Source organism: Aliiroseovarius sp. S1339, assembly GCF_023195695.1.
Taxonomy (GTDB): Bacteria; Pseudomonadota; Alphaproteobacteria; order Rhodobacterales; family Rhodobacteraceae; genus Aliiroseovarius.
On the sequence record NZ_JALPQG010000006.1, the window covers coordinates 152,448 to 173,531 of the forward strand.

The following is a 21,084-nucleotide window of genomic DNA, read 5'->3' on the forward strand; positions in this document are numbered from 1 at the left end:
AAAGGAGCCCGCATGGACATCGTCCCCCTGATTGACCGCATAGGCGAAGAACCAACTGCCGCGTTGTTCGGGCTTATCACTGGTATTGTCTTTGGCGTGGCAGCCCAGCGGTCGCGCTTCTGCCTGCGCGCCGCTACGGTCGAGTTCGCCCGCCGGATGATGGACAGTTCTGTGGCTGTGTGGCTTCTGACGTTCTCGACCGCGCTGGTCTGGGTTCAGGGCGCGTCGCTTCTGGGCCTGATGCGACCCGAAGATGCACGGATGATGGCTGTGACCGGCAGCTGGTCGGGCGCCGTCATTGGCGGGCTTTTGTTCGGCGTCGGCATGGTGTTGGCGCGGGGCTGTTCGGGGCGGTTGCTGGTTCTGGCCGCGACGGGAAACTTGCGGTCTGTGGTCTCTGGCCTGATCTTCGCCGTGGTGGCACAGATGAGCCTGCATGGCTGGCTATCGCCCACCCGCGACTATCTTGCCCGCCTGTGGATGACCGATGGCGGGGTAAACGTGAACCTTCTGACCGCAGTCGGCGTTCCGGAATGGTCAGGTCTGGCGCTTGGCGCTTTGACAGCCATCCTCGCAATCTACATCGCGCAGCGAGCGGGCATGGGGTCCAAACGGCTGGTGTTCGCCTCGGGAGTCGGATTTTCCGTCGCGTTGGGTTGGGTGCTGACCTATCAGCTGTCCTTGGCCGCGTTTGAGCCGGTGACGGTCACATCGGCCACGTTCTCGGGTCCTTCTGCCAACACGTTAATGTTCTTTCTGATCCCCGATCCCGTGCTTGAATTTGACGTGGGCCTTGTGCCGGGCGTCGTCATTGGCGCTTTCGCCGCCAGTTGGTTTGCCGGTGACTTCGAATTCCAAGGGTTTGAGAATGAGGCCATCATGCGTCGCTCAATGTTCGGTGCCGTCCTGATGGGGTTTGGCGCAATGCTCGCTGGCGGCTGTGCCATCGGGGCTGGCGTGACCGGAGGGTCAATCTTCGTCGCCACCGCATGGTTGGCGCTATTGTGCATGTGGATTGGTGCGGTGGTGACCGACGCGTTGGTGGATCAGTCCAAAGGCAGAGGTGCAGCGCTACCGGCGCAGTGATGTGTTGATAATGCGGTAAACAATCGAACGTCGGCTTTGAGCCCATAGTACCGAATGCTGCACTTTGCCCGAACGACAGCTTTATGTTTCACCCCCAATAGGTTTGTGCGAACCTGAGCCACTTCGGTCAGCCTTCAATTGGCTGCGAAAGCTCGCAGTGGAGCCAAGCTAAGTAATCCGAGATAGCCTCTTCATCCCGTTTGCAATAAGACCATTTCTGATGTCTTCGAACGGTGATGAAGCCCGCCTGCTTAAGAATATCTAAATGCTTGCTTGCGGTTGGTTGCGCCACACCAAGTTCTTCCGCGATCATCGTCATACAAACGCCAAATTCAACGGCATCGGCAGACCATTGGTGGCCAAAGTGTCTATTGGGCTCAGACAGAAGCCGCAAAACCTGCATTCGGACCTCACTGGCCATCGCTTTTATTTGCATTGATCTATCCATGATCTTCATCATATCGTTACTTAGCTAAATGACAATGTGATTCTGAAAAAATGCTTGTACTACCTGAAACATTTTACTTCGAGGGGAGCGCCGTCAGGTGGGGACGGTTAGGGGCTGGTCCACCGCTTGTCCTCATTCATGGCACGCCGTTTTCGTCTCAAGTATGGCGCAGGATTTTACCGCACCTGAAAGGTACGCGGTCCGTCTACTTCTATGACCTTTTAGGCTACGGGCTGTCGGAACAGAAAGATGGCCAGGACGTATCGCTTGGTGTGCAAAACCGTCTACTGACTGCGTTGTGCAATGAATGGGGCCTCGATCGACCAGATGTTGTTGCGCATGATTTTGGGGGTGCAACGGCGTTACGTGCCTACTTTTTAAATGGGCTACGCTTTGGGTCTTTGACGATTTTTAATGCTGTGGCGCTGGCCCCTTGGGGATCGCCGTTCGTCCAGCATGTTCGGCAACATCAAGCCGCTTTTGCAGGTATGCCTGGTTACATGCACCGTGCGCTTTTGGCGGCCTATTTGCAGACCGCAGCACATACCATGTTGTCGGATGAGACCATTGAAATCTACAGCAGGCCTTGGGTTGGAGCAGTGGGGCAACCAGCGTTCTACCGGCAGATCGCTCAAATGGACCAAGCGCATACAGATGAGGTCGAACGCCAATACTGCCAGCTGGATTGCCCGGTGCATGTCCTGTGGGGCGATGAAGACACGTGGATACCCTCTGAAAAAGGAGACGCATTGGCTGCGTTGATCTCGGACAAATCCTGCACACCAATCAAGGGAGCAGGTCATCTGGTCCAAGAGGACCGGCCAGAGGCAATTGTCGCCGCGATCTTAAGTCAAATTGGAACTAACAACCCTAGCTGAATTGCAGACCCAAAAAATGGTGTGCGAAGGAGTAAATCTATGATGCGCGACCCCGAGTTATTCGAAATGGTGCAATGCTATATTGATGGCCTTTTCCATTGCGACACGGTGAAACTCAACAGAGCATTCCACCCGAAGGCATCGCTCTTCGACGGTGAAAAAGGCGACATTTTTGCAGAGCCAAGTGATATCTTTATCCACGATATTGGTGAGCTTGAACCAACCTCCCCCGCCAACTTGGGGCAGGATCCTGACAGCGAAATCTTGTTCGTTGATTGGTTGTCAAACGTGAGTGCGGTAGTGAAATTACGTATCAGAGCGCGCAAGAACGTCTACCTTGATCATCTTGGTTTTGTGAAAGGCGCCGAAGGCTGGAGAATCGTTTCCAAAATTTGGCACCTTGAGACGACGGTTGGCGAAATCTAATCGGCAACCGGACATTCACTAAATTGCGCCGAGAGACCGGTTTGTCCCGCACACCGGACATCCGACCTACTGAGCACTTCAGTAGAAACTCTGCGGATCAATATCCACTGCCACGCGCATGTCGCCTTTGATGTTGAACTGCCCAAGCCACTTTTTCAGCGCCGCCTGAATGGGCGCACCTTTGTCGGCTTTCACCAAAAGCCGCACGCGGTGACGCCCCCGGATACGCGCGATGGGCGCGGGGGCGGGTCCATAAAGTTGCGCGCCGATTTGGGTCAGCGGCTCGGACCGTCGCGCCATTTCTGCCCCCAGATCAAAGACCGCCTGAATGTCTGGTGCAGACAAGACAATCCCAGCCATACGCCCGTAGGGGGGCACACCTGCGGCTTGCCGTTCGCCTGCTTCCGCGCGCCAGAACTTTTCTTCTTCACCGGCCAGAATCGCTCGGATTACCGGGTGTTCGGGCTGGAAGGTTTGCAGCAGAGCCACGCCCGGCACCTCGGCACGCCCTGCCCGACCCGCCACCTGCCGGATCAGTTGAAACGTGCGTTCAGCAGCGCGCAGGTCGGAGCCTTGCAGGCCCAGATCCGCGTCGATGACCCCGACCAATGTGAGCTTGGGGAAGTTGTGCCCCTTGGCGACCAATTGCGTGCCGATAATGATGTCCGCGCCGCCCGCCGCGATCAGTTCGATCTGTTCCTTCAACGCGCGGGCCGACCCAAACAGGTCTGACGACAACACCGCCACGCGGGCATCGGGGAAGCTTTCGCGCACCTCCTCAGCCAGCCGTTCCACACCCGGCCCGACAGGGGCGAGTTTCCCTTCAACTTCGCATTCCGGGCAGGCCTCTGGCATCGGCTTCGTCTCGCCGCATTGGTGGCAGACAAGCCGTTTTTGGAACCGGTGCTCGACCATGCGCGCGTCGCAATGATCGCAACCGATCTGGTGTCCACAGGCCCGGCAGATCGTGACAGGCGCATAGCCACGGCGGTTGATGAAGAGCAGCGATTGCTCGCCCTTCGCAATGCGCAGGGTCACGGCCGCTTTCAGCGTGGGCGAGATCCAGCTTTGCGACGGCAGGTCCTCCTGCCGCATATCAATCGCGCGCATGTCCGGCATGACAGCGGGGCCATAGCGGCTGGTCAGCTCGATCCGGTTATATTTGCCCGCTTCGCAATTGGCCCAAGTTTCGAGCGAGGGCGTGGCAGAGGCCAGCACCACCTGCGCGTCACAGATCGACGCCCGCATCACCGCCATGTCGCGGGCCGAATAAAGCACCCCGTCTTCCTGTTTGTAGGAACTATCATGCTCCTCATCCACGATCACCAATCCAAGGTCACGGAATGGCAGATAGAGCGCAGACCGGGCGCCCACCACAAGCGATGCCTCGCCCTGTCCAACCATGCGCCAGCAGCGGCGGCGTTCAGTCATGGTGACGCCGGAATGCCATTCGGCGGGACGCGCGCCGAAGCGTTCCTCGACCCGTTTCAGGAACTCAGCGGTCAGGGCGATCTCGGGCAGCAACACCAGTGCCTGACGCCCTTTGCGCAGGCAGGCAGCGACGGCTTCCAAATAGACCTCGGTCTTGCCTGCGCCTGTGACCCCACGCAGAAGCGTCGTGCCGTAGCGCCCCCCGCGCACGCCATCGGTCAATTGTTTGGCGGCGACCGCCTGTTCCTCGGTCAGGTCTTTGCTGGGCAAGTCGGGATCAAGACGCGGGTAGGGCATGTCGCGCGGGGTATCTTCTTCGCGAATGGCCCCCAGCTTCACCAGCCCCTTGACGACCGACCCGCTGACCCCCGCCAGATCCGCCAGTTCTTTTTGGGTGAACCCCACGCCGGGCTGATCCCTCAGCACGTCCATCACCTTGGCGCGCGCATCCGTCAGGCGGTTGGGGCGATGACCCGACGCCTTCAACACCTTACGCATCGACAGCGGATCGCTGAGCCCCGGCGCGCGGGTTGCCAGACGCAGCATCTGGCTCATCGGGGTCAGGGTATAGTCACCAACGCGGGTCAGAAACTCTGACATCTCTATCCGCATTGGGGCCACGTCCAGCACGCGAATGACCGCGCGCAGCTTTGAAGCATCAAATCCCCCTTCGCCCGGTCCCCAGACAACGCCGAGCACCTTGCGTGGGCCAAGCGGCACCTCGACAAACGCGCCTTGCACGCAGCCACCTTCGGGCGCCCGGTAGGTCAGGATGCGATCCAAGGGCTGCGCGGTCAGAACGCCGACGCGTGCGCCTTCCTGAAAGTGCTGAATGTCGCTCATTTGCCCGTTATCCTCGTGGTCGCGCGCACCATAAGGGCTTTCTGCCCGCGCGCCCATGGGGTATGAGAGCGCAAACCTAATTCAGCATCGGGAGCCGCGCACATGAAATTCTTCACTGATACCGCCGATATCGCCGCCATCAAGGAACTGAACGGCCTTGGCATGGTGGACGGCGTGACAACCAACCCCTCGATCATCAAGAAATCGGGCCGCGACATCTTGGACGTGACGAAAGAAATCTGCGACATCGTGGATGGACCTGTGTCTGCCGAAGTCACCGCCATCGACGCCGACACCATGATCGCAGAAGGCCGCAAACTGGCCAAGATCGCCGACAACATCGCGGTGAAAGTGCCGCTGACCTGGGATGGCCTGAAGGCCTGTAAGGTGCTGACCGGCGAAGGCACGATGGTCAACGTGACGCTGTGCTTCTCGGCCAACCAAGCGCTGCTGGCGGCCAAGGCAGGTGCAACCTTTATTTCGCCGTTCATCGGCCGCTTGGACGATATCAATCTGGACGGCATAGAGCTGATCGAGGACATTCGCACCATCTATGACAATTACGGGTTCGAGACGCAGATTTTGGCGGCCTCTATCCGGTCGGTCAACCACATGAAAGACTGCGCGCTGGCGGGTGCCGATGTGGCAACTGCGCCGCCATCAGTTATCGAAGCGATGGCCAAACATGTGCTGACAGACAAGGGGCTGGACGCCTTTCTGGCCGACATTAAAGCCGCAGGTATCAAGATTCTGTAAGCGATTTTCGATATCGCCACTGTTACGAGGGGGCCACGGCCCCCTCTTTCTATTTGGGCAAATGCCAAAAAATTGCCCATGCGAGCTGAAGCATCGTGTATGTTTGGTCAAAACGACAAAAACAATACTTGAGGCAGCAGATGAGCGTACCAGCTACGATTGACGACGACTTGCGCGCGCACTTGATCGCGCAACCCGAAACCATTTTGGATGATCAGGACATCATGCGCGCGTTGATCGCCGCAAATGAACGCAGCATGGGTGCGAATATTGTCGACATGCGCGGCATCGCGATGGAGCGGCTTGAGACCCGACTGGACCGGCTGGAGGACACGCACAAGTCCGTAATCGCCGCCGCTTATGACAATATCTCGGGTATGAACCTGATCCACCGCGCGGTGCTCAGAATGCTCGACCCTGCGGATTTCGAACTGTTCATGAACGACCTCGGCGGCGAAGTGGCCGAAATTTTGCGCGTCGATTGCGTCCGCCTTGTGCTGGAAACCGAGTACGGCCAGAAAAACAGCGCCATCGGACGCCTTGGCCCGGTCCTGTCGATTGCTGAGCCCGGCTTCGTTGACGAATATCTGGGCATGAGCCCTGATCAATCCGCGCGTCAGGTTTTCCTGCGCCAAATTCAAGAACAAGAAGAAACCATCTATGGCGATACCGGCTTCTGGGTCCGGTCCGAGGCCTGCATCCGCCTTGATCTGGGCGAAGGTCGCCTGCCCGGCATGCTGGTTCTGGGTGTCGAGGACGCACAGCAGTTCAAACCGGGGCAAGGCACGGACCTTCTGGCCTTCTTTGGTGGCGTCTTTGAACGTGCGATGCGCCGCTGGTTGTCGTGACCGCCAAAGACACATTGATGATTTCCGAAGGCGCGCGCGACGCGCTTTCAGAATGGCTTGACCACATCCGCGCACTGGACGGCGCGTCAGCGAATACTTTGGCGGCCTATCAGACCGATTTGACCGGGTTTCTGGCATTTATGGCCGGGCATTTGGGTGGGTCGGCGGGTCGGGGCGGGCTTGCAGCTGTTTCGCTGTCCGACATGCGCGCATGGATGGCGCATGAACGCGGACGCGGCGTCGGCGCGCGATCATTGGCGCGGTCACTATCGGCAGTCAAAAGCTTCTATCGCTGGCTCAGCGAACGCGACGAATTCGACGCCACTGCCGTTCTGTCCACTCGCAGCCCGAAATTCAGCAAGAAACTGCCCCGCCCATTGGCACCGGATGCGGCAAAGGCCGTCATCGAGGCTGCCGGGATGCAATCCCAACATGGCTGGGTCGGCGCGCGGGATATTGCGGTCGCCACACTTCTTTACGGCTGCGGCTTGCGCATTTCCGAAGCGCTTGGCCTTACATGCGCCGACGCCCCACTGGCCGACGCGCTGCGCATCAAAGGAAAAGGTGGCAAGGAACGGGTTGTTCCCGTGCTGCCCGCCGCGCGCGACGCGGTTGAAGCCTATCGCCGCCTTAGTCCGCACTCTGAAACGCCCGACGCACCCCTGTTTCGCGGGGTGAGGGGTGGCGCGCTTAACCCGCGCATAATCCAGAAAGCCATGGAGCAGGTGCGCCTGCAACTGGGTCTTCCAGCGACGGCCACACCCCATGCCATGCGGCACAGTTTCGCCACGCATCTTCTGGCCGCAGGCGGCGATCTGCGCGCCATTCAGGAACTGTTGGGTCACGCCAGCCTGTCCACAACGCAAGCCTATACCTCGGTCGACACATCACGACTGCTTGAAGTTTATCAGTCCGCGCACCCCCGCGCATGACCCTTACCGGGCCGCAACTCTTTACCCTTTCCACCAAAGTTAAATTCCGGCACAAAGCGCGCATGAAATTGTCGACCAAAGCTCTTCTTGTTCATCTGTTCACCGCAACCGGCGCTGTAATCGCCATGTTGGCCATGCTAGCCGCAGTGGACGAAAAATGGAGCCTTATGTTCCTGTGGCTCGTGGTGGCCTTCGTGGTTGATGGCATCGACGGGCCACTGGCGCGACGTTACCACGTCAAAGTCAACGCGCCGCAATATGACGGCGTCCTGATGGACATGATTATTGACTATCTGACCTATGTCTTCATCCCAGCCTACGCACTGTTCAAATCCGGCCTGATGCCGGGATGGACCGGTTGGTTCGCGATCGTCGTGATCACCTTCGCCAGCGCAATCTATTTCGCAGACACAAGAATGAAGACCAAGGACAACAGTTTTTCTGGCTTTCCCGGATGCTGGAATATGCTGGTGATCGTCTTGTTTGCGACAGAACCAAACTTCTGGGTCATGGTCATTCTGGTCGCCGCACTGGCGATCGCGATGTTCCTGCCGCTCAAATTCATTCACCCCGTCCGGACCGAGCGCTGGCGGATGATCAGCCTGCCCTGCGCCCTTGCGTGGACATTCTTTGCGGGATGGGCGGCGTGGGTCGATTTCCACCCGGAAAGCTGGGCGCATTGGGGGTTGGTTGTGACGTCGATTTACCTGTTGAGCGCCGGAATTGCGCAGCAAGTGCTGCCCGAACGCCGCGCAGCCTGAAGCTGGCCTGCGCAAGTCGCTAAGCCTATTTCGTCCAGCGTTTCAATGCGTCTTCATCATCGACCTTGGCCGCCACCCAGTCTGTGGCACCGTCACGCGCAAATTCTTTCTTCCAGAACGGCGCGCGGGATTTCAGATAATCCATAAGGAACTCTGCCGCCTCAAACGCCGCCACGCGGTGTTTGGAGGCTGTTGCGACCATCATGATTTGTTCGCCGGGGCGCAACGGGCCGTGGCGGTGGATCACAAGGCAGTCAGCCAGCAACCAGCGTTCGCATGCGTCGTCGACGATGGCGGCAATCGCCTTTTCGGTCATGCCGGGGTAATGCTCAATCTCCATCCGCTCCAGGGTGCCGTCGTCATCGCGCACAATGCCGGTGAAGGTCACGACGGCGCCTAGATCATTTCGGCCTTGCGCAAATTCTGACAGCTCTGCGCCGGGATCAAGCATATCAGTCTGGACCCTGACTTTCATGTCAGCCGCCTGTCATTGGGGGGAAAAACGCAACCTCGCGCACGCCTTTCAGCGGTGCGTCGAAATCAGCAAGCTCCTGATCTAACGCCACACGCAGCGCGGACAAATCGGCAAAGGCCGCGGCATAACGCGGCTCTCGCGCGCGCAGTTCATCCACCAGTTCAGACACGGTCGATGCTGTTGTTTCGACCTTCTCGCGCGGCTCGCCAATGCGTTCACGCACCCAAGCGAAATACATGACCTCAACCATGATCGGGATCCTCTCTCAGAAATGGCAGGGCTTTGCGGAAATAGTCCCAGCCAGTCACAACTGTCAGGGCACCGGCCATCCACAACAGCGTGATGCCTATCCATGCCGACCAGCGGCCAGCGGCCTCGTAAAACAACAGCCCGATGTCATCTGCAATGGTGCCATTAAAGATGCCATCGACAGTCGCCTGATCCATACCCTGCATCCGGTCCAAAAGACTGTGCTGGAATATGCCTGTCGAAAACAAAATGGCAATCGCAACCATCTGCAACGTGGTTTTCCATTTCGCCAGATTGGTCACCTTCAACGCGCGCGCTTTGTCGCCCAATGTCTCGCGCAGGCCCGACACGAACACCTCGCGATAGATGATCAGCGCCGATGGCAACAGGATCCACGGCGTCACGCCCGCATAGCCATTGATCACCAGCAGCGCGATCAGAACCATCGCCTTGTCGGCGATCGGATCCATCGCCGCGCCGAACAGGCTTTCCAGCTTCCATGCGCGCGCAAGATAGCCATCAAGGTAATCCGTGATCGAGGCGACGATGAACAGGATCATCGCATACCAATCCGCCCAGGGGCGTGCGAAGTAGAGAAACATGACCGGCAACAAAGGCGCGGCAACAAGTCGGGCAACGGTCAGGATATTGGGTAAGTTCCATTTCATGGGTTTCTCCTTACCCCGTCAGCCCTTGTCATGGAAGAAGCCATAGATGGTTTCCGCAAGTGTTTCGGAAATACCATCGACAGCTTTAAGGTCGTCAAGTCCCGCGCGGCTGACCGCCTTGGCCGAACCGAAATGTTGCAACAGCGCGCGCTTGCGGGTCGCGCCGACGCCCGGCACCTCGTCCAACGGCGTGGCCCCTTGCGCTTTGGCGCGTTTGGCACGGTGCGTGCCAATGGCGAAGCGGTGCGCCTCGTCTCGCAGACGTTGGATGAAATAAAGGACCGGGTCATTCCGTTTCAACGCGAAGGGGCGCTTTTTCCGTCGGTAAAATTCTTCTTTTCCCTGATCGCGGTCGATGCCTTTGGCGACGCCAACCATCGGAATGTCGGTCACGCCCAGTTCTTCCATGATCTGGTGCACCGCACTGACCTGCCCGGCACCACCGTCGATCAACAGAAGATCGGGCCAGTTTTCGCCTTCGCGGTTCGGATCTTCCTTCAACAGTCGTTTGAAGCGGCGGGTCAGAACCTCTTTCATCATGCCAAAATCGTCACCGGGGGTCAGGTCGTCACCCTTGATGTTGAACTTGCGATACTGGCTTTTCAGATACCCGTCAGCGCCCGCCACAATCATAGCTCCAACCGCATGAGCCCCTTGAATGTGCGAATTGTCATAGACCTCGATCCGTTTGGGCGGTGCGCCCAGATCGAACGCTTGCGCGACACCATCCAGCAGGCGTGCCTGCGTGGCGGTTTCGGCCATCTTGCGGCCCAGACTTTCGCGGGCGTTACGCTGGGCGTTGGCCACAAGCTCTGACTTCTCGCCGCGCAAGGGCACCGATATTTCGACCTTGCGACCCAGCCGTTCCGTCAGCGCCTCGGCCATCAGGTCTTGTTCATCCAGAGGGTCAGACAGAAGAATCAGACGCGGCGGTTCTTTCTGGTCATAAAACTGCCCCACAAAGGCTTGCAGAACCTCGCCCGGCCCGGCCCCCGCCCCTGTGCGCGGATAGAAGTCGCGGTTGCCCCAGTTCTGGTTGGCGCGGATGAAAAACACCTGAACGCAGGCCTGCCCGCCATCCATATACAGCGCGATGACGTCGGCCTCGGTCACGCCGCGCGGATTGACGCCCTGCGTCTGCTGCACTTGCGTTAGCGCGCGGATACGGTCGCGCAGGACGGCGGCTTTTTCAAACTCCATCCCTTCGGAAGCGGCTTGCATATCAGCGGCTAGGTTTTCCTGCATTTTGGTGGTGCGACCTGACAGAAAATCCTCGGCGTCGCGCACCAATTTGGCATAGCCTTCCGCGTCGATTTTCCCCACGCAAGGCCCCGAGCACCGTTTGATCTGATATTGCAGACATGGGCGCGAGCGCGCGTCAAACGTCGCATCAGTGCAATTGCGCAGCAAAAACACCTTCTGCAACTGGTTCAGCGTCCGGTTCACCGCATCCGCACTGGCGAAGGGACCATAATACGACCCCTTCTGTTTGCGCGCACCGCGATGTTTTTTGATCTGTGGAAAGTCGTGACCCGTCACCAGAATGTTGGGAAAGCTTTTGTCGTCACGCAGCAGCACGTTAAAATGAGGTTTCAGCTGCTTGATCAGGTTCTGTTCCAGCAGCAGCGCTTCGGTTTCTGTTTGTGTGGTCAGAAACATCATTGACGCAGTTTGGCTGATCATCCGCGCAATGCGTGCAGTGTGGCCCGTCGGCTTGGCATAGTTCGACACACGCTTCTTCAGACTGCGCGCCTTACCCACATATAAGACACGCCCTTTGACATCGAGCATCCGGTAAACACCGGGCGAATTGTCGAGCGTTTTCAGATAGGATTGAATGACGTCATGTCCAACGGGCACCGCTGGTTTGCCATCCTCGTTCTGCGTGCTTTCACTATTCATTCACCCACCGCTCCGATTCTCTGCTCGCCTGCAACCTTAGCGCGCTGGATACAAGAGGGAACCTGCCCACAGTTTCTGTGGATAACTCTGAGGACATGTTTTGACCATCCTGAAAAATCCCTTGTATTCAGCCCGCTTCGTCATAGTGCCTATTTTTTAGGCAGTGTTATAAGGTGTTGAAAAGTAAAGAAAGAAATATGACGCCCTCGTAAATAGATGAAATCATTGCGAAATATATATTCTTTCCGTTACGGCAACTTCACAGGTGCACAACTTTCCGGCCAGAAAGATATAGCCTTTCCACTTGGACATGTTTTCAGGGGTGTTCCACGCCGCGAATATCGGGGGTTTCCCATGCCAGATGCTGCCCGCCATCCACGGCGATCATCTGCCCTGTAACAGCCGGGGCAGTCAGGAAAAAAGCAAGCGCGGCGGTGATGTCGTCAACATTCGCGCCGCGTTGCAAAAGCGACGCAGCCCGCTGCCCGTCGAAATGAGCCTGTGATTGGCGCGCACCGATCAGCGTGGTGCCCGGCGCGATCCCGTTCACCCGCACATCCGGGGCCAAAGCCTGCGCGGCGGTTCGGGTCAGCGTCCACAATGCGTTCTTGGCAAGGCTGTAGGTCATGAACTCTGGCGTGGGTTTCTGCACGCGTTGGTCCAACATGTTCACGACAAGCGCTTGCGACAGTGTTTCGCTGTTCTGGTCCAGATTGGCCTTCGGTGCCTGCGCGGCGAAGGCTTGCATCAGAAAGAACGGCGCACGCAGGTTTGACGACATGTGCCTGTCCCAGCTATCCTGCGTCGCGGTGGCCATGTTGTCGTAGTCAAAGATTGAGGCGTTGTTTACCAGCACAGTCAGCGGCCCGCCCAGCGCCTCAGCGGCGCGCGGCACAAGGGCGTCGACCTGTGACATGTCCAGAAGATCCGCCTGCAAGGCCACCGCGTGGCACCCCATCGCTTGAATGGCGCTAACCGTTTCGTCAGCGCCGTCCGCCGAGGTGGCGTAATGCACCACCACATCATGCCCTGACCGCGCCAGCTCCAGCGCCATGGCGCGACCAAGCCGCGCCCCTGCCCCTGTGACCAATGCGCGTGGCTGAGCCATTCAGGACACCATCAGTACATACATGACATAGACGACATAAAGCGTCGACAGCACGACGCCCCAAACGCGGCCCATATGCCATTTCAGAAATACAAAGGGGGCCAGAAGAACAGACGCACCCAGCATCACCCAAAGATCGAACCGCAAGATCTCGGCATCGACCGGAATCGGACCAACCAAAGACGCGATCCCGATGATGGCCAGAAGATTGAACATGTTCGACCCGATGACGTTGCCCAGAGCGACCTCGGCCTGATTGCGCAGGGCGGCCATCACAGTGGTCGCAAGTTCCGGCAAGGACGTGCCCAACGCCACAAGCGTCAGGCCGATCACCGTTTCAGAGACGCCAAAATGACGGGCAATATTGGTCGAGGCATCGACAAGAAGATCGGCGCCCAGCGGCAGGCCAATCAGACCAAGCACAAGGAACAAGATGACCTTCCACCACGGCATATCGGGGTCGGCACCTTCGACTTCCTCCTCACCATCACAGCTGGCGTCATCGGCGACAGCAAAACTGGCAGCAGCATTGACAGTGCGCCGGTGTGACATCGCCACGCGAAAGGCCGAGCTAAGCATCAAGCCAAGCGCAGCCAGCAGAACCAAGCCGTGCACCCACGTGATCACACCGCCCATGCACAGCGCGATAAACAGAACTGTGGCACCCAGCATCTGAAGATAGCTTTTCTTGGTGTCACAGGTCGCCGTGGATAGGCCCGAAATCAGCGCGGGGATGCCCAACACCAGCAGAATGTTGGCGGTATTTGACCCGACAACGTTCCCCATCGCCAGGCCCGGCACACCCCTGGCAATCGCCTGAACCGAGATCAGCAACTCGGGTGCAGATGTGCCAAAGGCCACAATGGTCAGCGATACAATCAGCGCCGGAACACCAAGGCGCAGCGACAGGTTCACCGCCCCACGCACAAGGCTGTCGCCAGCCAGCAGCAAGATTACAAGGCCAAGCGCGGCATAGATCAGATCCAAGACTCAGCCCTTCCCGTTACAGTCGCAGGCGGCTTTTCCCAGCCGGTAACGCCCACAGCGCGGGCATTTCATCGCCTCGATGCGCTGTTGGCCGGGATATCGCAATTTACCAAACATTGCCAACACACCCATGCCGACAAGAAACAGGACGACAATCTTGATGACCATTTAAAGCCCAAAGCGCGCGTATTCTGCCCGCTCCTCTATCGCCGTGATCGCGTCTGACCCCAACTGCAATCCAAACCGGCTGATGAACGGGCGGCGCGGGCCGTGGACGCGGAAGCGCGCCTTGTCGCCGAATTTCTCTTTCATCTTGGGCACTACATGGCCAATTCCGTCGATAAGACCCAGCTCAAACGCTTCGTCGCCTAACCAAATATCTCCGTTAAACAAATCAGCGCCTCTTTCCAACTTGCCTTTACGGCGTGTAGCCACTTGTGTCTTGAAAGCTGAGTGAATGTCTTCCTGCAACGCCTTCAGCCGCTTGATGTCGGAGGGCCTTTCCGGCTGGAACGGGTCCAGCATGGATTTCGACTTGCCCGCCGTGTAAACACGCCGTTCAACGCCGATCTTCTCGATCAAGCCCGTCAGACCAAAACTGGCCGAGATGACACCGATGGACCCGAGGATCGAGCTTTCATCGGCATAAATCTCATCCGCTGCGGTCGCGAGCCAATAGCCGCCTGAGGCCGCCACATCCTCGACAAACGCAAAAACAGGCAGTTCTTTTTCTGCAGCAAGACGGCGGATGCGCGCGGTGATCAGGCTGGATTGAACGGGGCTGCCACCGGGCGAATTGATCACCAACGCGACGGCTTGCGGCTTTCCCCTGTGAAACGCCCGCTCGATCACCGGGGCAAGGGTCGCGTCGTTTAATTGACCGCGGGCACCAGATGCGATCACGCCTGACAGGCGGATCACCGCAACCAGAGGTGGCTTCTTGATGAACGGAATGTATGTCGTCATGGCTGTCATTTAGACCGCGCTCCTAAAGCAGGCAAGAGTATGGGGAATACGTTTTCCCGGTGTTGCAGATGGCCCATGATCAACTGCGCAAACGATATCCGGTGCGGAATATCCAACCGATTGTCGCAAGGCATGTGGTCATGAAAACCGCAATGGCAAGGATGGACCAGCCCAGTGATACATCCGCAATTCCGAAAAACGCCCATCTGAACCCAGAGATCAGATAAACGACCGGGTTGAACAAGGTGATCGTCTGCCACATGGGCGGTAGCATCGAGATCGAATAGAACGACCCGCCCAAAAAGACCAAGGGTGTGATGACCAGCAGGGGCACCAGTTGCAGTTGTTCGAAATTCTGCGCCCAGATCCCGATGATGAAACCAAAAAGAGCAAAGCTGATGCAGGTCAGCACAAGGAACGTCATCATCCAGACAGGGTGTTGGATGGTCAGGTCGACAAAGAAATGCGCGGTCAACAGTATGATCAAACCGATCATCAGGGCCTTCGTCGCCGCCGCCCCGACATATCCCAGGACGATTTCGAAGAACGAGATCGGGGCCGAAAGAAGTTCGTAAACCGTGCCGATGAACTTTGGAAAGTAGATACCGAACGCCGCGTTCGTCGTGCTTTGGGTCAACACCGTCAGCATAATCAGACCCGGCACGATGAAAGCGCCGTAGCTGACACCTTCCACCTGATCAATGCGCGACCCGATGGCAGCGCCGAAGACGATGAAATAAAGCGATGTGGACAGAACCGGCGACACGATCGACTGCATCAGCGTGCGGAAGGTCCGGGCCATCTCGAACCGGTAAATCGCGGCGATTGCGTGCCAGTTCATGCGGCATCCTCCTTCACCAGATCAACGAAGATATCTTCAAGCGAACTTTGGCGCGTTGACAGGTCGGTCATCTGCAGCCCGGCTTTGCGCAGATCGGCCAGCAGCCCGGTGATACCGGTGCTGTCACCATGCGTGTCATAGGAATAGACCAGTTCGCCGCCATCCGAAATGGTCAATGCATACTGCGCAAGCCCGTCCGGAATCGCGTCAACCGGCGGTTCACATTCGATGATCAACTCTTTGCGACCAAGCCGTTTGATCAGCGCGTCTTTATCTTCGATCAGAAGGATTTCACCCTTCGAGATCACCCCGATCCGATCCGCCATCGCCTCGGCTTCCTCAATATAATGGGTGGTCAGGATCACCGTCACGCCGGTCTGTTTCAGCTTGGCCACGATGTCCCACATATCTTTGCGCAACTCGACATCAACGCCAGCCGTGGGTTCATCCAAAAACAGGATATTTGGGTCGTGACACAGCGCCTTTGCGATCAGAACGCGTCGCTTCATGCCGCCGGACAGCGTCATGATCCGGCTGTCCTTCTTGTCATGTAGGCTGAGCAGTTTCAGAATCTCTTCGATCCGGGCATCATCACGCGGCCGTCCGAACAAACCGCGAGAGAAGCGGACCGTGTTCATCACAGTCTCAAACGGTTCCAGATTGATTTCCTGCGGCACCAGACCAATCATATCACGCGCGGCGCGATAGTCTTTTACGTGATCAAAGCCGCCCACGGTGATCGTGCCCGAACTTGTCGTCGAAATTCCGCAAATTATTGAAATAAGTGTTGTTTTCCCGGCACCATTGGGTCCCAAAAGGGCCAGAATCTCACCTTCTTCGATCTCTAGATCGATACCCTTCAGCGCTTGGAAACCACCCTCATAGGTTTTGGTCACGCCGCTGACATTCAGGATCGTCGTCATTCTGTCCCCCTGTTTTGCCGCCGGCTGTTTGTTGTTCAACAACGCATTGCGGACCAAGTCTTTCAGATAAGCAACCCAGCAGCGCCTTCAAGGCGCAACAGCTGAACTTTTGTCTCGACCCCGCCCGCACCGGAAAATCCAACCAGCTTGCCCCCTGCGCCCATCACGCGATGGCAGGGGATGATGATCGGAATCGGATTGGCACCACACGCATTACCGACCGCTTGGGCTGAGTTTCCGGTCAGCTTTGCAATGTCGCCATAGGTCAGGGTTTCGCCATACGGAATGGCCGACATGACGTCGCACACCGTGCGCTGAAAATTCGAACCGTTTACATAGGTGGGCAGGTCGAAGCGTTTCAAACTTCCGCCAAAATAGGCCGTGAGCTGCGCGTGCGCTTCTTGCAGCAAAGGCGTGTCCGCATTGTCGGTGGCGCGCCCCCAACCAAGCCGCACTATGGCCTCATCGTCCTCGTGGATGACCAAAGGTCCGACAGGAGAATGGAATGACATCTGAAGCATACCGCACACTGGCCCAGCCAAGCGGTGCTCGCAATCCGAATTCTGCGCCTAGCAGGCCGCAGACCCTAAGAAATGGCGTCCCAATCCCCTTCAAGCGCCGCTTTCAAGAACGCTTCCGGGTCCTGTGCGAAGGACTGGTAAAGCTTGAAATGCTCAGTTTCGCGGTAAGAGCACGCGACGATGCCGCGATGGGTCATCCGCCGCAAATCTGCGCCGGGTGTTGCCATCAGGATGGGCGAATGAGTCGCCAGAACCACTTGGGAACTGCCCGTCTGCTGCACATTCATCAAGAACTGCAACAACTCGACTTGTCTGCGTGGCGACAGCGCGCTTTCAGGTTCGTCGAACAAGTAAATTCCCTGTCGTTCCATACGTTCCCCGAAAAAGCGCAGGAAGCCCTCGCCATGGGAATAGGAAAGGAAATCGGCGTTCGGACTGCCCAAAGCATCAAGCCTGCGCGCCATCGAAAAGAATGTCTCAGCACGAAAAAACCAACCGTTGGTGACCTTAGGCAGCCAGCTTCCACGCATCACGCGCCCCAGTGCGGCCCCGTTCACCTCAAGCCCGCCATCATCGGATGCCGCGCCAACAGACCGGTTGCCGCCCGTATCGCTAAACCCGCAAACCTCTGCGATGGCTTCGATCAGGGTTGATTTTCCCGACCCATTCTCACCGCAAAAGATCGTGACCGGATTGTCGAATTCCAACTCAAAATCATCCGACACCCACGGCAAGCTGAAGGGATATCCTTCCGGCAGCGGCAAGGCATCAAGCCGCACCCAGAGCCGTTTCAGATAAGGCGACGGGAGCTTGGTTTCGCGCGTTCGTTTCGCCATCGGCTCCTCCGAATTTGGAAAGGGCGAGCCATTGGCCCGCCCCCGCTGTCTTAACCAAGCGCTTCGTCACAGCGTTCGCAGGTGCCTGCATGGCCGTGTTTGCCCACATCCGGCAGGATTTTCCAGCAACGCTGGCATTTCTCGCCCGACGCTTTTTCAAACACCACGCCCACACCTTCGATTTCCGGCAGACGGAAAGCCTCGGATGGCAGCGGGTCGTTGGTCAGCGACACCGCCGAGGTGATCGCGATATCGGCAAAGTTCACCGATTTCAGCGTCGCCAGAACATCCTTATCGCGCACATGCACGACAGGCGCGGCCTCAAGCGAGGCCCCGATCACCTTGTCGCGGCGCTGGATTTCCAGTGCGGCTGTCACCACGCGACGAGCCCTGCGGATGCCTGACCATTTCGCGGCCAGCGGTTCGTCAAGCCAGTCGGCGGGCGTGTTCGGGAAATCGATCATATGCACCGAGCTTTGGTCGCCGGGGAAGCGTTCCAGCCAAACCTCTTCCATCGTGAAGACCAGAACGGGCGCAAGCCACGTGGTCAGTCGGTGGAACAGGATATCCAGCACTGTGCGCGCGGCGCGGCGGTTCAGGCTGTCGGCCCCATCGCAATACAGCGCGTCCTTGCGGATGTCGAAATAGAAACTCGACAGGTCCACCGTCGCGAAGTTGAACACGGCCGAGAACACACCTTGGAAGTCGAAGGTCTTGTATCCCTCGCGCACCGTGTGATCGAGTTCCGCCAGACGGTGCAGCACCCAACGTTCCAGTTCTGGCATGTCGGCCGCGGCCACTTTCTCATCCTCAGAGAAATCGGCCAGGTTGCCCAGCATGAAGCGCATGGTGTTGCGCAGGCGACGATAGCTGTCGGCCACACCTTTCAGGATTTCCGGCCCGATCCGCTGATCGACCGTGTAGTCCGTCTGGGCCACCCACAAGCGCAGGATATCCGCGCCATATTGTTTCACGACCGTTTCAGGCACGATGGTGTTGCCAAGTGACTTGGACATTTTCATGCCCTTTTCGTCCAGCGTGAAACCATGCGTCACGACGTTCTTGTAAGGCGCGCGCCCCTTGGTGCCGCAGGCCTGCAGAAGCGAGGAGTGGAACCAACCGCGGTGCTGGTCGGTGCCTTCCATATAGACATCCGCGATGCCGTCCGGCGTGCCGTCTTCACGGTCGCGCAGGACGAACGCGTGGGTCGAGCCACTGTCAAACCACACGTCCAACACGTCAAACACCTGGTCATAGTCGTCGGGGTTCGCTGCATCCCCGATGAAGCGCTCCTTGGCGCCGTCTTTATACCATGCGTCCGCGCCTTCAGCCTCGAACGCCTCGGCGACACGGGCGTTGACGCCTGCGTCACGCAGCAGGAAGTCCGGGTCAGTCGGCAGAGCACCTTTCTTGGTGAAACAGGTCAGCGGCACGCCCCATGCGCGTTGACGCGACAGAACCCAATCGGGCCGCGCCTCGATCATCGAATACAGTCGGTTGCGCCCCGATTGCGGCCACCATTTCACCAGCTGGTCGATGGAATTGAGCGCGCGGGTGCGGATGGTCTTGCCCATCTCGTCCTGCCCGTCACCGACCTCTTTATCCACGCTCGCAAACCATTGCGGCGTGTTGCGATAGATGATCGGCGCTTTCGACCGCCATGAATGCGGATAGGAGTGCTTGATCTTGCCACGGGCCAGCAACCCGCCAACCTCGACCAGCTTGTCGATCACGGTCTTGTTGGCATCGCCTTCGCCACCTTTGCGCGACAGAATGAATGTTCCGCCAAAGAAGGGCAGATCTGCACGGAATGATCCGTCATCAAGCACGTTGTAGGTAATGACCTGCTCAAGCATCCCAAGGTCACGGTAAAGCTCGAATTCTTCCATCCCGTGAGACGGCGCACAATGGACGAAACCGGTGCCTTCTTCATCGGTGACGAAATCGGCGGCGCGGAAGTCACGCTGATCATCCCATTCGCCATTCCCGCCTTCGGCACCCGCCAGAGGGTGGTTCAGCGACAGCGTGGCCAGTTCGTCCGCCTTGACGTCCCGAACGCGCGTCCACTGGTTGTCGTCAAGGCGGGCGCGGGCGAATACGTCACCGGCAAGCTTGTCCGCCAGAAGAAAGCGGTCGCCTTTACTGGCCCAGCATTCCGCCGGGGTGTCGGTCACTTCATAAAGTCCGTAATCGTAGTTTTCACCATAGACCACGGCTTTGTTCGACGGGATCGTCCAAGGAGTCGTGGTCCAGATAACCACGTTCGCGCCTTTCAGGTCACCATCTGTCGCGACCGGGAATTTCACCCAGATCGTGAAGCTTTCCTTGTCGTGGTATTCCACCTCGGCCTCAGCCAGCGCAGTCTGCTCAATCGGCGACCACATCACGGGCTTGGACCCCTGATAGAGCGTGCCGTTCATCAGGAACTTCATGAATTCCTCGGCGATCACGCGCTCGGCGTGGAAATCCATCGTCAGGTAGGGATCGGCCCAGTTGCCGGTGATGCCCAGCCGCTTGAATTCGTCGCGCTGGATGTCGATCCAGCCTTCCGCGAACTTGCGGCATTCCTGACGGAAATCGACCACGTCGACGTCGTCTTTGTCCTTGCCCTTCTTGCGGTACTGTTCTTCGATCTTCCACTCGATGGGCAGACCGTGACAATCCCAGCCCGGCACATAACGCGCGTCGAACCCCATCATCTGGTGGCTGCGCACGATCATGTCCTTGATCGTCTTGTTCAGCGCGTGACCGATATGCAGATGCCCGTTGGCATAGGGGGGGCCATCGTGCAGCACGAAGGGCGTGCGGCCTTCTTTTTCGCGCAGGCGGTCATAGACGCCGATCTTTTCCCACCGGGCCAGCCATTCAGGCTCGCGCTTGGGCAGGCCTGCGCGCATGGGGAATTCGGTGACGGGAAGCGTCAAAGTGTCTTTGTATTCAGGGGTGTCGGCACACATGTGTCCGGTCCTTTTCAGGATATTTCGCAATCTATCGGATGGGTCGGCGCGGGTCGCCCATGCGCCTTGTCCCGGCGGCTCAGTGGGTCAGAGCGCCGGGCTGATAATTCGAATAATGATGGCTTTGGCGTGCATCATGGGCGCGTTATAGGCGCGTGGGTCGGCGGCGTAAAGACTTGGCAGACCGGCAAAGATCATGACGTGGTGCGCGCAATTGTCTCTTTCGCCCGCACACTAATCTG

The 21,084-nt window shown here is 58.1% G+C and carries 22 protein-coding genes; 7 read left to right on the top strand and 15 right to left on the bottom strand.

Annotated features, from left to right (window positions below; all coding sequences use genetic code 11):
• Positions 1-12: 12 nt before the first annotated feature.
• The gene (locus tag MUY35_RS10685) at positions 13-1,086 is read left to right on the top strand and encodes a YeeE/YedE family protein (protein WP_248367796.1); all 1,074 of its coding nucleotides are present in this window, start codon (positions 13-15) and stop codon (positions 1,084-1,086) included.
• 127 nt (positions 1,087-1,213) lie between these two features.
• Here the strand turns inward: MUY35_RS10685 and MUY35_RS10690 are convergent, their stop codons facing one another.
• On the bottom strand, positions 1,214-1,546 hold the full coding sequence (locus MUY35_RS10690; protein ID WP_248367798.1) for a metalloregulator ArsR/SmtB family transcription factor: 333 nt from the start codon (positions 1,544-1,546) through the stop codon (positions 1,214-1,216).
• 38 nt (positions 1,547-1,584) lie between these two features.
• Between MUY35_RS10690 and MUY35_RS10695 the strand changes: the two genes are divergently transcribed.
• Both MUY35_RS10695 and MUY35_RS10700 read left to right on the top strand, forming a co-directional pair.
• The gene (locus tag MUY35_RS10695) at positions 1,585-2,412 is read left to right on the top strand and encodes an alpha/beta hydrolase (protein WP_248367800.1); all 828 of its coding nucleotides are present in this window, start codon (positions 1,585-1,587) and stop codon (positions 2,410-2,412) included.
• Between the two features lie 39 nt (positions 2,413-2,451).
• Entirely contained in the window at positions 2,452-2,838 is a 387-nt protein-coding gene (locus MUY35_RS10700) for a nuclear transport factor 2 family protein (protein ID WP_248367803.1), read from the top strand.
• A gap of 78 nt (positions 2,839-2,916) precedes the next feature.
• On the opposite strand, the gene MUY35_RS10705 is transcribed toward MUY35_RS10700, so the two are convergent.
• Complete coding sequence (locus MUY35_RS10705; protein ID WP_248367806.1) at positions 2,917-5,112, bottom strand: primosomal protein N'; 2,196 nt, start codon at positions 5,110-5,112, stop codon at positions 2,917-2,919.
• A gap of 102 nt (positions 5,113-5,214) precedes the next feature.
• On the opposite strand from MUY35_RS10705, the gene fsa reads away from it, so the two are divergent.
• The 4 genes from fsa to MUY35_RS10725 all read left to right on the top strand — a co-directional run bounded on the left by fsa (position 5,215) and on the right by MUY35_RS10725 (position 8,409).
• Entirely contained in the window at positions 5,215-5,868 is a 654-nt protein-coding gene (gene fsa / locus MUY35_RS10710; protein ID WP_248367809.1) for a fructose-6-phosphate aldolase, read from the top strand.
• Between the two features lie 140 nt (positions 5,869-6,008).
• Positions 6,009-6,716: a DUF484 family protein gene (locus MUY35_RS10715; protein ID WP_248367813.1), complete on the top strand. Its 708-nt coding sequence runs from the start codon at positions 6,009-6,011 to the stop codon at positions 6,714-6,716.
• A gap of 17 nt (positions 6,717-6,733) precedes the next feature.
• Entirely contained in the window at positions 6,734-7,648 is a 915-nt protein-coding gene (locus MUY35_RS10720) for a tyrosine recombinase XerC (RefSeq protein WP_248367816.1), read from the top strand.
• Positions 7,649-7,710: 62 nt separating this feature from the next.
• Positions 7,711-8,409 carry a CDP-alcohol phosphatidyltransferase family protein gene (locus tag MUY35_RS10725; RefSeq protein ID WP_248367818.1) on the top strand — a complete coding sequence of 233 codons (699 nt, stop codon included), beginning with the start codon at positions 7,711-7,713 and terminating at the stop codon, positions 8,407-8,409.
• 25 nt (positions 8,410-8,434) lie between these two features.
• On the opposite strand, the gene MUY35_RS10730 is transcribed toward MUY35_RS10725, so the two are convergent.
• The 13 genes from MUY35_RS10730 to ileS all read right to left on the bottom strand — a co-directional run bounded on the left by MUY35_RS10730 (position 8,435) and on the right by ileS (position 20,842).
• The gene (locus MUY35_RS10730; protein WP_248367820.1) at positions 8,435-8,884 is read right to left on the bottom strand and encodes a molybdenum cofactor biosynthesis protein MoaE; all 450 of its coding nucleotides are present in this window, start codon (positions 8,882-8,884) and stop codon (positions 8,435-8,437) included.
• A gap of 1 nt (position 8,885) precedes the next feature.
• A complete protein-coding gene (gene moaD, locus MUY35_RS10735) occupies positions 8,886-9,134 on the bottom strand; it encodes a molybdopterin converting factor subunit 1 (protein ID WP_248367822.1) in 249 nt (82 codons plus the stop codon).
• The gene (gene pgsA / locus MUY35_RS10740; RefSeq protein ID WP_248367824.1) at positions 9,127-9,801 is read right to left on the bottom strand and encodes a CDP-diacylglycerol--glycerol-3-phosphate 3-phosphatidyltransferase; all 675 of its coding nucleotides are present in this window, start codon (positions 9,799-9,801) and stop codon (positions 9,127-9,129) included. Before pgsA ends, moaD begins: the two co-directional genes overlap by 8 nt.
• Before the next feature lie 18 nt (positions 9,802-9,819).
• Entirely contained in the window at positions 9,820-11,703 is a 1,884-nt protein-coding gene (gene uvrC / locus MUY35_RS10745) for an excinuclease ABC subunit UvrC (protein WP_248367827.1), read from the bottom strand.
• A 316-nt stretch (positions 11,704-12,019) separates the two neighbouring features.
• Positions 12,020-12,811 (bottom strand): SDR family oxidoreductase, encoded by a 792-nt coding sequence (locus MUY35_RS10750; RefSeq protein WP_248367830.1) that lies wholly within the window; start codon positions 12,809-12,811, stop codon positions 12,020-12,022.
• Complete coding sequence (locus MUY35_RS10755) at positions 12,812-13,798, bottom strand: calcium/sodium antiporter (RefSeq protein ID WP_248367833.1); 987 nt, start codon at positions 13,796-13,798, stop codon at positions 12,812-12,814.
• A 3-nt stretch (positions 13,799-13,801) separates the two neighbouring features.
• Entirely contained in the window at positions 13,802-13,966 is a 165-nt protein-coding gene (locus tag MUY35_RS10760) for a hypothetical protein (RefSeq protein ID WP_248367836.1), read from the bottom strand.
• Entirely contained in the window at positions 13,967-14,764 is a 798-nt protein-coding gene (locus tag MUY35_RS10765; protein ID WP_248368211.1) for a S49 family peptidase, read from the bottom strand.
• Between the two features lie 79 nt (positions 14,765-14,843).
• Positions 14,844-15,605, bottom strand: a complete 762-nt coding sequence (locus MUY35_RS10770; RefSeq protein WP_248367839.1) for an ABC transporter permease — start codon at positions 15,603-15,605, stop codon at positions 14,844-14,846.
• Entirely contained in the window at positions 15,602-16,528 is a 927-nt protein-coding gene (locus MUY35_RS10775; protein ID WP_248367842.1) for an ABC transporter ATP-binding protein, read from the bottom strand. Before MUY35_RS10775 ends, MUY35_RS10770 begins: the two co-directional genes overlap by 4 nt.
• 62 nt (positions 16,529-16,590) lie before the next feature.
• A complete protein-coding gene (locus tag MUY35_RS10780; protein ID WP_248367845.1) occupies positions 16,591-17,049 on the bottom strand; it encodes a methylated-DNA--[protein]-cysteine S-methyltransferase in 459 nt (152 codons plus the stop codon).
• 65 nt (positions 17,050-17,114) lie between these two features.
• Positions 17,115-17,885, bottom strand: coding sequence for an AAA family ATPase (locus MUY35_RS10785; RefSeq protein WP_248367847.1), 771 nt, complete (start codon positions 17,883-17,885; stop codon positions 17,115-17,117).
• A gap of 50 nt (positions 17,886-17,935) precedes the next feature.
• A complete protein-coding gene (gene ileS / locus MUY35_RS10790; protein WP_248367849.1) occupies positions 17,936-20,842 on the bottom strand; it encodes an isoleucine--tRNA ligase in 2,907 nt (968 codons plus the stop codon).
• Between the last annotated feature and the right edge of the window lie 242 nt (positions 20,843-21,084).

Coding starts and splice junctions, on each gene's coding strand:
- uvrC (WP_248367827.1), bottom strand. CDS start 11,703: ATGAATAGTGAAAGCACGCAGAACGAGGATGGCAAACCAGCGGTGCCC.
- MUY35_RS10700 (WP_248367803.1), top strand. CDS start 2,452: ATGATGCGCGACCCCGAGTTATTCGAAATGGTGCAATGCTATATTGAT.
- MUY35_RS10780 (WP_248367845.1), bottom strand. CDS start 17,049: ATGCTTCAGATGTCATTCCATTCTCCTGTCGGACCTTTGGTCATCCAC.
- pgsA (WP_248367824.1), bottom strand. CDS start 9,801: ATGAAATGGAACTTACCCAATATCCTGACCGTTGCCCGACTTGTTGCC.
- ileS (WP_248367849.1), bottom strand. CDS start 20,842: ATGTGTGCCGACACCCCTGAATACAAAGACACTTTGACGCTTCCCGTC.
- MUY35_RS10750 (WP_248367830.1), bottom strand. CDS start 12,811: ATGGCTCAGCCACGCGCATTGGTCACAGGGGCAGGGGCGCGGCTTGGT.
- MUY35_RS10725 (WP_248367818.1), top strand. CDS start 7,711: ATGAAATTGTCGACCAAAGCTCTTCTTGTTCATCTGTTCACCGCAACC.
- MUY35_RS10720 (WP_248367816.1), top strand. CDS start 6,734: ATGATTTCCGAAGGCGCGCGCGACGCGCTTTCAGAATGGCTTGACCAC.
- MUY35_RS10695 (WP_248367800.1), top strand. CDS start 1,585: ATGCTTGTACTACCTGAAACATTTTACTTCGAGGGGAGCGCCGTCAGG.
- MUY35_RS10775 (WP_248367842.1), bottom strand. CDS start 16,528: ATGACGACGATCCTGAATGTCAGCGGCGTGACCAAAACCTATGAGGGT.
- MUY35_RS10765 (WP_248368211.1), bottom strand. CDS start 14,764: ATGACGACATACATTCCGTTCATCAAGAAGCCACCTCTGGTTGCGGTG.
- MUY35_RS10685 (WP_248367796.1), top strand. CDS start 13: ATGGACATCGTCCCCCTGATTGACCGCATAGGCGAAGAACCAACTGCC.
- fsa (WP_248367809.1), top strand. CDS start 5,215: ATGAAATTCTTCACTGATACCGCCGATATCGCCGCCATCAAGGAACTG.
- MUY35_RS10715 (WP_248367813.1), top strand. CDS start 6,009: ATGAGCGTACCAGCTACGATTGACGACGACTTGCGCGCGCACTTGATC.
- MUY35_RS10770 (WP_248367839.1), bottom strand. CDS start 15,605: ATGAACTGGCACGCAATCGCCGCGATTTACCGGTTCGAGATGGCCCGG.
- moaD (WP_248367822.1), bottom strand. CDS start 9,134: ATGGTTGAGGTCATGTATTTCGCTTGGGTGCGTGAACGCATTGGCGAG.
- MUY35_RS10705 (WP_248367806.1), bottom strand. CDS start 5,112: ATGAGCGACATTCAGCACTTTCAGGAAGGCGCACGCGTCGGCGTTCTG.
- MUY35_RS10785 (WP_248367847.1), bottom strand. CDS start 17,885: ATGGCGAAACGAACGCGCGAAACCAAGCTCCCGTCGCCTTATCTGAAA.
- MUY35_RS10760 (WP_248367836.1), bottom strand. CDS start 13,966: ATGGTCATCAAGATTGTCGTCCTGTTTCTTGTCGGCATGGGTGTGTTG.
- MUY35_RS10730 (WP_248367820.1), bottom strand. CDS start 8,884: ATGAAAGTCAGGGTCCAGACTGATATGCTTGATCCCGGCGCAGAGCTG.
- MUY35_RS10690 (WP_248367798.1), bottom strand. CDS start 1,546: ATGATGAAGATCATGGATAGATCAATGCAAATAAAAGCGATGGCCAGT.